Source organism: Clostridioides sp. ES-S-0048-02, from assembly GCF_020658495.1.
GTDB lineage: Bacteria > Bacillota > Clostridia > Peptostreptococcales > Peptostreptococcaceae > Clostridioides.
Genome location: NZ_JACVWH010000016.1, coordinates 1 through 12,717 on the forward strand (window position 1 = coordinate 1; position 12,717 = coordinate 12,717).

At 28.4% G+C, this 12,717-nt stretch carries 11 protein-coding genes, 1 rRNA gene and 1 riboswitch; all 12 genes read left to right on the forward strand.

Going from position 1 to position 12,717, the window contains the following annotated elements; translation table 11 throughout:
* Positions 1 to 111, forward strand: a 5S ribosomal RNA gene (gene rrf / locus IC173_RS16075); the annotation flags it as partial.
* A gap of 192 nt (positions 112 to 303) precedes the next feature.
* Positions 304 to 912: a DedA family protein gene (locus tag IC173_RS16080; RefSeq protein ID WP_227834851.1), complete on the forward strand. Its 609-nt coding sequence runs from the start codon at positions 304 to 306 to the stop codon at positions 910 to 912.
* A gap of 142 nt (positions 913 to 1,054) precedes the next feature.
* Entirely contained in the window at positions 1,055 to 1,984 is a 930-nt protein-coding gene (locus tag IC173_RS16085; protein ID WP_227834850.1) for an AAA family ATPase, read from the forward strand.
* Positions 1,985 to 1,997: 13 nt separating this feature from the next.
* Positions 1,998 to 3,773 (forward strand): nitric oxide reductase activation-like protein, encoded by a 1,776-nt coding sequence (locus IC173_RS16090; RefSeq protein ID WP_227855855.1) that lies wholly within the window; start codon positions 1,998 to 2,000, stop codon positions 3,771 to 3,773.
* Between the two features lie 137 nt (positions 3,774 to 3,910).
* A riboswitch (cobalamin riboswitch) is annotated at positions 3,911 to 4,104 on the forward strand.
* A 184-nt stretch (positions 4,105 to 4,288) separates the two neighbouring features.
* The gene (locus IC173_RS16095) at positions 4,289 to 5,041 is read left to right on the forward strand and encodes an energy-coupling factor ABC transporter permease (RefSeq protein WP_227435530.1); all 753 of its coding nucleotides are present in this window, start codon (positions 4,289 to 4,291) and stop codon (positions 5,039 to 5,041) included.
* Entirely contained in the window at positions 5,010 to 5,309 is a 300-nt protein-coding gene (locus tag IC173_RS16100) for an energy-coupling factor ABC transporter substrate-binding protein (protein WP_413927557.1), read from the forward strand. Before IC173_RS16095 ends, IC173_RS16100 begins: the two co-directional genes overlap by 32 nt.
* A gap of 2 nt (positions 5,310 to 5,311) precedes the next feature.
* Complete coding sequence (gene cbiQ, locus IC173_RS16105) at positions 5,312 to 6,010, forward strand: cobalt ECF transporter T component CbiQ (protein ID WP_227483398.1); 699 nt, start codon at positions 5,312 to 5,314, stop codon at positions 6,008 to 6,010.
* Entirely contained in the window at positions 6,003 to 6,824 is an 822-nt protein-coding gene (locus IC173_RS16110) for an energy-coupling factor ABC transporter ATP-binding protein (protein WP_227435523.1), read from the forward strand. The genes cbiQ and IC173_RS16110 overlap by 8 nt, the downstream gene beginning before the upstream one ends.
* Positions 6,825 to 7,072: 248 nt before the next feature.
* Complete coding sequence (locus IC173_RS16115; protein WP_227435521.1) at positions 7,073 to 9,337, forward strand: DUF3553 domain-containing protein; 2,265 nt, start codon at positions 7,073 to 7,075, stop codon at positions 9,335 to 9,337.
* A 16-nt stretch (positions 9,338 to 9,353) separates the two neighbouring features.
* The gene (locus tag IC173_RS16120) at positions 9,354 to 10,652 is read left to right on the forward strand and encodes a M18 family aminopeptidase (RefSeq protein WP_227483396.1); all 1,299 of its coding nucleotides are present in this window, start codon (positions 9,354 to 9,356) and stop codon (positions 10,650 to 10,652) included.
* A gap of 30 nt (positions 10,653 to 10,682) precedes the next feature.
* Positions 10,683 to 11,435 (forward strand): patatin-like phospholipase family protein, encoded by a 753-nt coding sequence (locus IC173_RS16125; RefSeq protein WP_227435517.1) that lies wholly within the window; start codon positions 10,683 to 10,685, stop codon positions 11,433 to 11,435.
* A gap of 64 nt (positions 11,436 to 11,499) precedes the next feature.
* Positions 11,500 to 12,024 carry a peptidylprolyl isomerase gene (locus tag IC173_RS16130; RefSeq protein WP_227435515.1) on the forward strand — a complete coding sequence of 175 codons (525 nt, stop codon included), beginning with the start codon at positions 11,500 to 11,502 and terminating at the stop codon, positions 12,022 to 12,024.
* The last annotated feature ends 693 nt before the right edge of the window (positions 12,025 to 12,717 follow it).

Here is a 12,717-nt window from a genome sequence, read left to right on the forward strand (position 1 = left end):
TACAATAGCAGAGAGGATACACCTGTTCCCATTCCGAACACAGAAGTTAAGCTCTCTAGCGCTGATGGTACTTGGTGGGAAACTGCCTGGGAGAGTAGGACGTAGCCACGTAATTTTTTTTATTTTTTGTTGTCAAGTTTCTTATTTTCAAATTTCTTATTAAAAAAACATAAGTCTGTTATAAATGCTTTATATAAACACATATAATATTTTAAAGAGTTTTTTATAAATTAATTCTTATAATGTAGGATGTGAGGTTTTATAGGTATGTACTTTTAAATAAGAAAGGAGATAGATAAGTGGGTGTCTGTAATCAATAGTTTTATTTTACAATATGGATTAATATCTGTATTTGTATTAATTATGATTGAGTATGCTTGTTTTCCATTACCTAGTGAAGTAGTTTTGCCACTTTGTGGTGCTATTGCAGCAAGAAATCATTTTGGTTTTCTAACTATTTTAATTTTAAGTATAGTTGCAGGTATACTTGGTTCAATATTTTGTTATACAATAGGTAATTGGGGAGGAAAACCTATCATAAATAAGATAGTAGAGATATGTCCAAAGGCAAAAAAGGGAATTTTTACATCACAAGATTATTTTAACAAATACTCTTCTATTTCTGTTTGTGTATGTAGATTAATTCCTCTATGTAGAACATACATATCTTTTATAGCAGGTATTGCAGGTCAGAATATTATAACTTTTATTGTATCCTCTATTGTGGGTATCACCATATGGAATACTTCGTTAATTAGTATTGGGTATATTTTTTCAGAGAGTTGGGTAAAAATAATGTCACATTATAATGATTATAAATTTATGGTTCTAATTATACCAATAGCTATAATTATTGTTGGTTTTGCTATTAAGTCACATATACATAAAAAACACAATAGAATAAGATTATAAAAATATATATGGACAGCCCTTTTTGTAGAATACAGAAAGGGCTGTTATTAATTTATAAAATTAATTTTAGGCTATATCCTTTTGTGCTAAAATGGTGTTAAGAAATAAAACAAATACTATTTTATATAAAAGGGGTAAGGATATGGATATAATAGATAACTTAAGGATACAAGGGGTAGATGAGAAACTTATTGAAGATGTATTGCATTTCAGAAATTATTATGGCTTAGAAAAAGATTTAGAATACAGAGTAACAAAATCTAAAACTTATTTTTATGGGAAAGAGATATTATCTATGTGTATAACAGCTATTTTAGAAGAAGAAAATATTTTATTGTCAGGGCCAAAGGCAACAGGGAAAAATTTACTTGCTGATAATTTAGGCGAGATATTTAATAGACCCCAATGGAATACCTCGTTTCATATAAATACAGATAGTTCAACACTTATAGGTACAGATACATTTATAGATAATGAAGTTAAACTTAGAAGGGGTTCAGTTTATGAGTGTGCTGTTAATGGAGGATTTGGAATATTTGATGAAATTAATATGGCAAAAAATGATGCCATAGTTGTAGTTCATTCAGCCTTAGATTATCGTCGAGTGATTGATGTACCAGGTTATGAGAGAGTTAATCTGCACCCAGCAACAAGATTTATTGGAACTATGAATTATGAGTATGCGGGAACAAAGGAACTTAATGAAGCTCTAGTTTCTAGGTTTATGGTAATAGATATTCCTCCTGTAGAAGAGGAGAAGTTAATGATGATTTTGAAAAATGAATTTTCAGATGCTGATGAAGAAAAATTAGCACAATTTGCAGGGATATTTTTAGATTTACAATTAAAATCTCAAAATGGTGAAATATCTAGTAAAGCTATTGATTTAAGAGGTCTTATGGCATCTCTTAAAACTATAAGAAGAGGATTAAAGCCAACTCTTGCAATTAATATGGGGCTTACAGGAAAGACTTTTGATATATATGAAAAAGAAATGGTTGGAGATGTAATTAAAACAAGAATACCTAATAAATGGGAGAGTGCAGATATATTTCCAATAAGTCATATTTAATATAGGTGAGATTATGAAATGGATATATGATGATTATGAATTTGAAAATAGAGCAAATAACTTATCTTGGACAATAGCTGGTGATTATAACGAAAGTATAGATATATCAGAAAAAGATTATTCTTCAAAGGAAATAGGTCTATACTTTGCAATAATTGCAGGAGCTAGAAGAAAATATGTAGACTGGGATATAGTTAAAAAATACCTCACAAATAGAATACGAAAAGGATATGATAAGGATGTTATATTAGGTCTAATTCAAGTTATACTAAATACAATTGTTGAAGAAAAAGCTATTAAAGATAGACCTGGAATAGAAGATATTAGAAAAAGAGCATATAAAGATATTGTTTCACGTTTTACCAAGATATACAATAACAATATGATGGACAAGATTAAATATGCATTTGTACTTTATAGCATGGATAAACATCCAGCATTAGATAGTATAACTAAAAGAATAGTAAATGATATAAGGCTTATAGATACAAATCAGGATATTATGGAGATTTTAAAGGCATTAGATGTTATATATTTAACTTATTTTGAATATATATTGAATAGTGAAGAAAATAATTCTACATATGATGAAAACAATGTAAAAAATGTTGAAGTAAACTTTGATACGTTTGCTGATTTTATGTATGAAGAACTATATAGCGATGAAGATGAAAATATCGTTGAAAGTGATATAGATTCAATCTCCTCATCAATGCTTATAGAGGGAGTAGGAGACTTTGACAATTCTCAAGCTAACAATTCAGCAGATAGAGTTATATATGTTGATGAAGAGACTGTAAATAAAATATACACTAAAATAGAACATTACTATGGGAAAACTTATTTAAGTAAGGGTGAAATTAAAAAGCTTGAAACACAAAATTGTAGAAACGTACATGAAGGATGTAGAATTCACTTCACAGATGGTGTTCTTAGAAGTGAATGTAATAACGTTTTTCAGCTAAAATATGTGACAAGACAAAAAGAAAATAATTTAGGCAAATTTAGAGAACATGCTAGGATGTATAGACAACAAATAAAGCGATTAAAAGAAAGCCTTTCTAGGATTTTAGTAGAAGAAAATACTAAAAATAGAGTATATTCTGATTGTGGTACTATATTAGCAAATAGAGCCTGGAGAGTTGGAAGGAGTAATAATAATAAAATATTTTATAAAGATATAGAAAATGAAAAAGGAAAATATGTTATTGATATATTGTTGGATGCAAGTGGTTCTCAAAGTAGAAACCAAGGAAATGTAGCAATTCAAGCTTACATAATTGCAAATGCTTTGACGGAAGTTGGAATACCAAATAGAGTTATGGGTTTTTCTAGTTTCTTAGATTATACGATATTAAAAAGATTTAAGGATTATGATGACAGTATTAAAAATAGTGAAAACATCTTTGAATACTTCTGCGCTGGTAACAATAGAGATGGTTTAGCTATAAAATCTATATGTAGTGGTTTGATAAATAGAGATGAAGAAAATAAAATTTTGATAGTCCTTAGTGATGGAAGACCAAATGATGTAAAGATAGGAAAAAACAGTGAGAGAACTTTAAGAGGTGAAAAAGCTTATAGAGGTGTTGTTGGTTTAAGAGACACAGCTAATGAAGTAAGAAAAGCTAGGAAACAAGATATATTAGTATTAGGAGTATTTACAGGCAAAGAATCAGAACTTGAAGCTGAAAGATTAATCTATGGAAATGATTTTATATATTCAAGAGATATAACTAGATTTTCTGATGTAGTTTCAATGTATTTAAAGAAAATAATTAGGAATTAATAGATTTATAAAAAAGAATTTATATACATAAAAATATAAAAATGAATAAAATTTGTAAAAAATGTAGAAATTTTCACAGAAAAGGTATACAATGATTTATATAGAAAATGAATTAAAAATAAAGTAATATTAAAAATTAAATATATAATATTATAGGTTCTTTAAGCAAGATTAATAGGGAAGAAGGTTAAATTCCTTTACAGCCCCCGCTACTGTGATGCAGACGAAACTTTTGTTAGCCACTATGATAATATGTTTTTATATTTCATGGGAAGGAAGAGGAGTAGGATGAAGCTAAGTCAGGAGACCTGCCTAAAATATTAAAGTGATTTCTTCGGGGATGGAGAAAGTTTCTTATAATAATTATACAGATATGTTTATTTTATGTGTTTGTATTTAGATTGTCGAAAATTAGAAGCCTAGCCATCGAGTTAGGCTTTTTTATTTTGCTATAATGAGGGATACATGTATTATTCATATTTTAATTATTAGAAAGGGAGAGAGGGGATACTCAAATGAAACAAAATATCAAATTAGGGGTTATAGCTGCACTTATGTTAATAATTTTAACTCCAGTTACATCAAATGCAATGCATATAATGGAAGGTTACTTACCAGTAAAATGGTCTATAGCATGGGGAGTTATATTTATACCATTTTTCTTAGTGGGATTAAAATCAATAGGTAAAATAGTAAAGCAAGACCCTAAGAAGAAAGTTTTATTAGCTCTATGTGGAGCATTTGTCTTTGTATTATCAGCATTAAAAATACCTTCAGTAACAGGAAGTTGTTCACATCCTACTGGAGTAGGTCTTGGAGCAATAATGTTTGGACCAAGTGTAATGTTTGTTCTTGGAACTATAGTTTTAATATTCCAAGCATTATTACTAGCACATGGTGGAATAACTACTTTAGGAGCTAATGCTTTTTCAATGGCTATAATAGGGCCAATTATATCATTTTTAATATTTAAAGCATTAAAGAAAAAAGATGGAAATAATGCTATACCAGTATTTCTTGCAGCAGCAATAGGAGACTTAGCCACATATACAATAACTTCAATACAATTAGCACTGGCTTTTCCAGACCCATCTGGTGGAGTGATGGCTTCAGCAATTAAATTCTTAGGAATTTTCTTTATGACTCAAATACCAATAGCAATAGCAGAAGGTATCCTTACTGTAATTGTATATAATTTAATTACAGAAAATGGAGAAAAAAGCATACTAGAAAATAATGATAAAGGAGTTAAAGCTAATGAGTGCTAAAACAAAAACTAACATATTATTACTTTTATTAGTAGTAGCTCTTATTATATTCCCATTACTTGTAAATTCAGGTGCTGAATATGGAGGAGCAGATGGTCAAGCTGAAAGTGAAATTACTAAGATAAATCCAAATTATGAGCCTTGGTTTAGTAGCCCATATGAGCCACCAAGTGGAGAAATAGAGAGTTTATTATTCTCTGCACAAGCAGCTTTAGGTGCAGGTGTAATAGGATACATATTAGGTATTCAAAAAGGAAAGAGAAGTTAATTATGCTTATAATTGATAAATATGCATATACAAATAGATTGAGTAAAGTAAATCCAAATAAAAAAGTAGCCATAGGAGCAATTTTTCTAATTGCTTCTATGGTAATAAAAAATGTATTTATCTTAAGTGGAATTATGATTTTAATGAGTATTTTAGTTGTTTGTGTAGCAGGGATAGATTTAAAAAATTATTTGAAATTACTTCAAATACCAATGTATTTTTTATTTCTTAGTATAGGTATAACTCTTGTAAATATATCTTTTAATAAAGTAGATTTACTATATAGTTTTCAATTTTTTAGTTTTTATATAGGAATATCAAAGGCATCTATTGACATGTCTATTCATGTGTTATTTAGAGCTATGTCTTGTTTAACTTGTGTGTATTTTTGTATACTTACAACACCTTTTAATCAGTTAATATTTTTCTTCAAAAAATTGCATTTACCAGACACCTTTGTTGAATTATCAATGTTAATATATAGATTTATATTTATATTTTTAGAAGAATTTTCAGAGATATATAAATCACAAGAACTAAGATTTGGGTACATAAATTTAAAAACTTCATATAAATCTTTAGGGATTCTTGGAAGTATGCTGTACAAAAGGCTTATGACAAGGTATGATGATATGTGTATATCATTAGACATAAAATTGTATGATGGTAAATTTCACATAGTAGGGGATAATGATGTTTAAAATAAATAATTTAACATATCAATATGAAAAAAATGCTAGTGCATTATTGAACATTAATATGGATTTCTCAAAGGGAAATGTTATAGGTATAATAGGCTCAAATGGTTCAGGAAAGTCAACTTTATTTATGAATTTAATGGGAATATTAAAGCCTACATCTGGAGAAATACTTTTCAAAGAAGAAAAGTTAAAGTATGATAAGAAGAGTTTGTATAATCTTAGAAAGAATGTAGGGATTGTTTTTCAAGACCCAGAAAAACAAATATTTTACTCAAAAGTATATGATGATATAGCATTTGCGATGAGAAACATTGGGATGGATGAAAAAATTATTAAAGAGAGAATAAACAAAGCTTTGATAGCTGTTAATGGAATAGATTTTATAGATAGGCCAGTACACTTCTTAAGTTATGGTCAGAAAAAAAGAGTAGCAATTGCATCAGTTATAGCAATGGAAAATGAAATTATATTGCTTGATGAACCTACAGCTGGATTAGACCCAGTAAGCACTAGGTCTATTGTAGATATAATAAAGGGATTAGATAAAAATAATATAAAAATAGTAATATCCAGTCATGATATGAATTTAATGTATGAAATATGCGATTATATATATGTACTGGATAAGGGGATTTTAATTGATGAAGGAAATGCAGAAAGTGTATTTGTAAATGAGAACAATATTATACAAGCTGGATTAGAATCTCCATGGTTAGTAAAGGTACATAAAAATATGAATTTACCTTTATTTAAGAAAGAAGAAGATTTGTATAAGTACTGGAAAGAAAGAGACTTAGTACAAATAAATAATTAAGCCCTAAACCTATTTTAAAAAAATAGATTTATATATAATAACCCTTAACCTAGACCCCTTAAAGGTGCCTTATGATTCCCCAAATCATAAGGTTATTTTTTTATAGATATAAAAATAAATTTTATAAGTAAGTGTTATCTAATTGTTAAAATTTGACAATAATCTATTAATATAATACATAATTATAATTTGAAGTAATTCATATTTTAGATTAAAATATATTTATGGCTGTTAACAGGAGGAGAAATATGAATTTAGATACATTAAATCCTGCTCAAAGAGAAGCAGTAGAAAAAACTGAGGGTCCAGTACTTATATTAGCTGGTGCTGGCTCAGGTAAAACTAAGGTACTAACAACAAGAATAGCATACCTTATGGAAGATAAAGGTGTACAAGCACCTAGTATATTAGCTATAACATTTACAAATAAAGCTGCAAATGAAATGAGAGAAAGAGTCGAACAAAATATAGGTTCGGAAACTAAGGAAATGTGGATAAGTACATTCCATTCTTGTTGTGTTCGTATACTTAGAAAAGATATAAATAAAATTGGTTACAATAGAAGTTTTGTAATTTATGATGCTGCAGACCAAGTAACCTTAGTCAAAGATTGCCTTAAAGAATTAAATTTAAGTGATAAAGTATTTGAACCAAAGGCCGTTATAAGTGCTATTTCAGGAGCAAAAGATAAGCTTTATACGCCAAAGCAGTTTAAAGATATGAATATGTCGGATAATAGAATGGTTAAAATTGCAGATATTTATGCATTATATCAAGACCGTTTAAAGAGAAATAGTGCACTTGATTTTGACGATTTAATACTTAAAACTGTAGAACTTTTTAAGGCTAATGATGAAGTATTAGCTTATTACAGAAGTAGATTTAGATACATAATGGTAGATGAGTATCAGGATACGAGTAAAGCTCAATATGAGCTAATAAAATTATTAGCTAGAGAACATCAAAATATCTGTGTTGTTGGAGATGATGACCAAAGTATTTATGGATGGAGAGGCGCAGATATAAGAAATATACTTGAATTTGAGAAAGATTATGATAATGTACATGTTGTGAAACTAGAACAAAATTATAGATCAACACAAGTAATATTAGATGCAGCTAACAAAGTTATATCAAATAACATAGAAAGAAAAAGAAAGAAACTTTGGAGTGAAAAGAAAGAAGGAGAACTTATAAAGATACAACTAACTGGTAGTGAAATAGAAGAAGCTGATTTTATAGCTGACTCAATTGCACAAATAGCTAGAAAAGAGAATAGACCATACAAAGATTTTGCAGTACTTTATAGAGCAAATGCACAAGCAAGACCTGTAGAAGACGCTTTAAACAGAAGTCAAATACCATATAATATATATGGTGGTACAAAGTTTTATGAGAGAAAAGAAATAAAGGACTTAGTAGCGTATTTAAGAGTTATTCAAAATCCACAGGATGACATATCTATAAAAAGAATTATAAACGTTCCTAGAAGAGGTATAGGGCTTAGAACTATAGAAAAAATTGAAGACAGAGCCAATCTGAAACAAGAGAGTATATATTCAGTTTTAATTGATATAGAAACAAACTCCGATATATCTACAAAAGCTAGAGCAAGTATAAGTGGATTTGTTGATATTATAGGTACACTTAGAACTATAAAAGAAGTCTATCCTGTTAGTAAGTTAATAGAAAAAGTTTTAGATACTACAGGATATATGGATGAACTTGTGGATATAAAAAATAAAAATGAAAAAGATTTAACTGGTAAAGGTGAAGAAGCTCAAGATAGAATTGATAATTTAAGAGAATTTATATCTATAGCACTAGAGTTTGAAAGTAGTAGTGATGATACTTATGAAAATAAAGATTTAGAGACATTTTTAACTAGTATAGCACTTACATCCGAATCTAATGATGAAGAGGACAATGATAGAGTTTCTCTTATGACAATTCATACATCTAAAGGATTGGAGTTTCCAGTTGTATTTTTAACAGGGATGGAAGAAGGACTATTTCCTATATCAAGAGCTATAAAGTCTCTGAGTGAATCTCAAATAGAAGAAGAAAGAAGGCTTTGTTATGTTGGTATAACTAGAGCTAAAGAAGAGCTATACATGTCACTAACTGAAAAAAGAACGCTATATGGTAAAACAAATGTTGCAATAGCTTCAAGATTTATGGAAGAGTTACCAGAAGAATGTATAGAAAGATTGTACAAAATGAAAAAAGAATTAAGTTATTCTAAAGCAAGTTATAATATGTTAGATAAATATACTAAAAAGTATATGAATACTATAAGTAAATCTAAAGTTGCAGATAATGTTAACGCTACAATAAAAGATTCAAATAAAGAGACTAATCCAGAAGATATAAAGCTTGGTTCTAAAGTACATCATCCTAAATTTGGGGTTGGAACAGTCGTGTCTATAACTGGAACAGATGTTACTATAGCCTTTGATAAGCAAGGAATTAAAAAAATAAATAAAGAATATACAACACTAGATATTTTATAATGGAGGAAAATTAGGAATGGATAGTATAAGCTTTGCTAAAAATTTAATAGATTTCATATACGATAGCCCATCATCTTTTCACGCAGTTGATAGTGCTAAAGAAGTTTTAGATAAAAATGGATTTGAAGAGTTAGCTTTAAATAAGAAATGGAATCTAAGAGTAGGTGGAAAATACTACGTGACTAAAAATTTATCTGCTATAGTAGCTTTTGTAGTTAACTCAGATAATATAGAAGAAGGTGGGTTTAGAATAATAGGTTCTCATTCAGATTCTCCTACATTTAGTATTAAGCCAAATGCAGAAATAGAAGCTGAGAAAGCTTATTTGAAGCTGAATACAGAATGTTATGGAGGAGCAATATTAAGTACATGGTTAGATAGACCACTTGGTATAGCTGGAAGAGTAGTCTTAAAAGGAGATAGTGTACTTAAGCCAAAGGAAAAACTTATCGACTTTAAAAAACCAATTTGTATAATACCAAATCTAGCTATACATTTGAATAGAAGCATAAATGATGGTCATTCATATAATAAGCAAAAAGATATGTTACCTTTAGTTGGATTATTAAATGATACATTAGAAAAAGATAACTTTCTTTTAAAACAAATATCATCTAATTTAAATGTAAAAGTGGAAGATATAATAGACTTTGATTTGTTCTTATATGAATTTGAAAAAGGAAGTTTAATAGGGGCTAATGAGGAATTTATATCTATTGGAAGACAAGATAATCTTGCAATGGTACATGCTAGTTTAAATGCTTTAGTTGATGCTAAAGGACAAAGTGGTGTAAATGTAATGGCTGTATTTGACAATGAAGAAGTTGGAAGTTCTACTAAACAAGGTGCAGATTCAAATATGCTATTAAATATATTGGAGAGAATATGTTTATCAATAGGGAAACATAGAGAAGGATTTTTTGAGGCTATTTATTCGTCTTTCATGATATCATCAGATTTAGCTCATGCTATTCATCCAAATACTCCAGAAAAACATGACCCAACCAATAAACCAGTTATGGGAAAAGGGCCTGTTATAAAGATAAATGCAAGTCAAGCATATACAAGTGATGGATATTCTATAGCTGTTTACAAAAATATATGTAAGGAAGCTAATGTCGAGTATCAAGAATTTGTAAATAGGTCAGATGAGAGGGGTGGAAGTACTATAGGTCCAATATCCTCTACTCATGTAGATATACCATCTGTGGATGTAGGAAGTCCAATTTTAGCAATGCATTCTATAAGGGAATTAGGTAATGTTGAAGACCATTATAGTATATATAAAACATTTAGTAAGTTTTTTGAAATATAAATATAAGATAAACAATTTGGAGATGAAACTATGAAACTAGGACTATGCTTAGAAGGTGGAGGAGCAAAGGGAGCTTACCAAGCAGGGGTAGTTAACGCTTTGTATGATAATGGAATAAATCATTTTTATTCAATTTCAGGAACATCAATAGGAGCAATAAATGGATATTATTTATACACAGGTAATGTTGATAACTTGAAAAAAATGTGGACAAATATAAAAGATATCCAGAACGGAAATGTGAAAATAGTAAATAATACTGTGGATAATTCTCCAGCTATAGATAATCTGAGAGAACTAGATAGTAGTAAAATAGAGAAAATGAACTTCTATGTTAACTATGTAGAAGTTAATAATAAGGTAGTATCAGAAAAGGTTGTAAATGTGTCAAAAATGCCTAAAGACGAAGCAATTTTAAGCATTTCATATAGTGGATTGTTACCATCAAATCCAAATGCTACTCTTGGATTTAAAGAACAATTCATGAAGGATGTGCAAGATGGTATTTATGATGGTTTTAAATTGGATGGAGGTCTAATTAGGAGTGCGTTAATTGAGCCTTTAATTGTGGATAATGTGGATAAAATTATTCTGATATCCACAAAGTATAATTATGATTTACCAGATGACATCAAAAAAATATATAATGAAGATAAAATAATAGTAGTTAGACCTAACACTCAATTTGCACCTAAAGATACTCTTAACTTTGATGATGAGTTTTGTAAAACTATATATCAAGAAGGATATGAAATAGGAAAAAATATACTTGCTAGAGTTTAATTTAGAGTATAATATAATAAATGTAATTGTGTAATTTAATTAATAAAAAGGAAGGTAATAAGTCATGGAAAATAAAAATCCTATAGTAACTATAGTAATGGAAAATGGAAAAGAAATAAAAATTGAGTTGTACCCAAATATAGCACCAAATACAGTTAAAAATTTTGTATCATTAGTAGATGATGGATATTATAATGGAATAACATTTCATAGAGTAATACCAGGATTTATGATACAAGGTGGATGCCCAAATGGTACTGGAATGGGTGGTCCAGGACATTCTATAAAAGGTGAATTTAGTGGAAATGGATTCACTAACAATTTAAAGCATGAAAGAGGCGTTATATCAATGGCTAGAACTATGGCACCTAATTCAGCTGGTTCTCAATTTTTTATAATGCATAAAAATTCACCACATTTAGATGGTCAATATGCAGGTTTTGGTAGAGTTATAGAAGGTATGGATACAGTTGATGAAATAGCATCAGTTAGAACAGGAGCAGCGGACAAGCCACAGACTCCGCAAGTTATGAAAGCTGTAACTGTAGAAACTTTTGGAGTAGATTACTCAGACGTTGAAAAAAACTAGGACACAGATAAAAGAAAAAATATATACAACTTAAAGATAAAGTGAGATGTTATTATATTTTCTAGAGAATATAATAACATCTCACTTTTTAATTTATTCTATTATACTTTGTTTTACTGAAATTTAATTATCTATTAAATTTTTATTATACTAAATAACTCCAGTAATCTTATCAGAACATCATCTTAAAGTATTATAGAAAAATAATTATATTAAATTATTTATGATTAAGTTTTTAATATATAATATATTAAAATAAATATAGAAGATAGATGGAAAACATTTATTTTAACATTTTTTAAAGCTATTTTAGCGATTTTATTTAAGAAAAGAAAGTTATTTGTATATTTTTATTTAAGAAAAAACATTATAATGGTAATATATTCTATTTACAATTTCATAACTTTGGTTTACAATAATAGAGACAATAAATCCTAAAGAACATAATAAGAAAAAAGTGCTTAATATTTGAGAGAGACTGGTTTAGTTTACACCAGCTAAACCAGTCAAGGAATAATTTAAAGTGTAATATATAATAAGAAGAGAAAAATACACTATTAGAGTTTTCTAATAGTGTATTTTTTTATGGAATTTAATATTGTTATAAAAGAATTTCAAACAGTAAATTTTTAAGTGACATATTGTAACTAAGTATGTACTTTAACAAAGACATTAAATATATTGAAAGGTTTA

What these genes read in the sequence shown, in the direction of transcription:
- IC173_RS16095 (WP_227435530.1), top strand. Translation starts at nt 4,289, where the DNA reads ATGAAACAAAATATCAAATTAGGGGTTATAGCTGCACTTATGTTAATA.
- IC173_RS16100 (WP_413927557.1), top strand. Translation starts at nt 5,010, where the DNA reads ATGATAAAGGAGTTAAAGCTAATGAGTGCTAAAACAAAAACTAACATA.
- cbiQ (WP_227483398.1), top strand. Translation starts at nt 5,312, where the DNA reads ATGCTTATAATTGATAAATATGCATATACAAATAGATTGAGTAAAGTA.
- IC173_RS16115 (WP_227435521.1), top strand. Translation starts at nt 7,073, where the DNA reads ATGAATTTAGATACATTAAATCCTGCTCAAAGAGAAGCAGTAGAAAAA.
- IC173_RS16110 (WP_227435523.1), top strand. Translation starts at nt 6,003, where the DNA reads ATGTTTAAAATAAATAATTTAACATATCAATATGAAAAAAATGCTAGT.
- IC173_RS16125 (WP_227435517.1), top strand. Translation starts at nt 10,683, where the DNA reads ATGAAACTAGGACTATGCTTAGAAGGTGGAGGAGCAAAGGGAGCTTAC.
- IC173_RS16130 (WP_227435515.1), top strand. Translation starts at nt 11,500, where the DNA reads ATGGAAAATAAAAATCCTATAGTAACTATAGTAATGGAAAATGGAAAA.
- IC173_RS16120 (WP_227483396.1), top strand. Translation starts at nt 9,354, where the DNA reads ATGGATAGTATAAGCTTTGCTAAAAATTTAATAGATTTCATATACGAT.
- IC173_RS16085 (WP_227834850.1), top strand. Translation starts at nt 1,055, where the DNA reads ATGGATATAATAGATAACTTAAGGATACAAGGGGTAGATGAGAAACTT.
- IC173_RS16090 (WP_227855855.1), top strand. Translation starts at nt 1,998, where the DNA reads ATGAAATGGATATATGATGATTATGAATTTGAAAATAGAGCAAATAAC.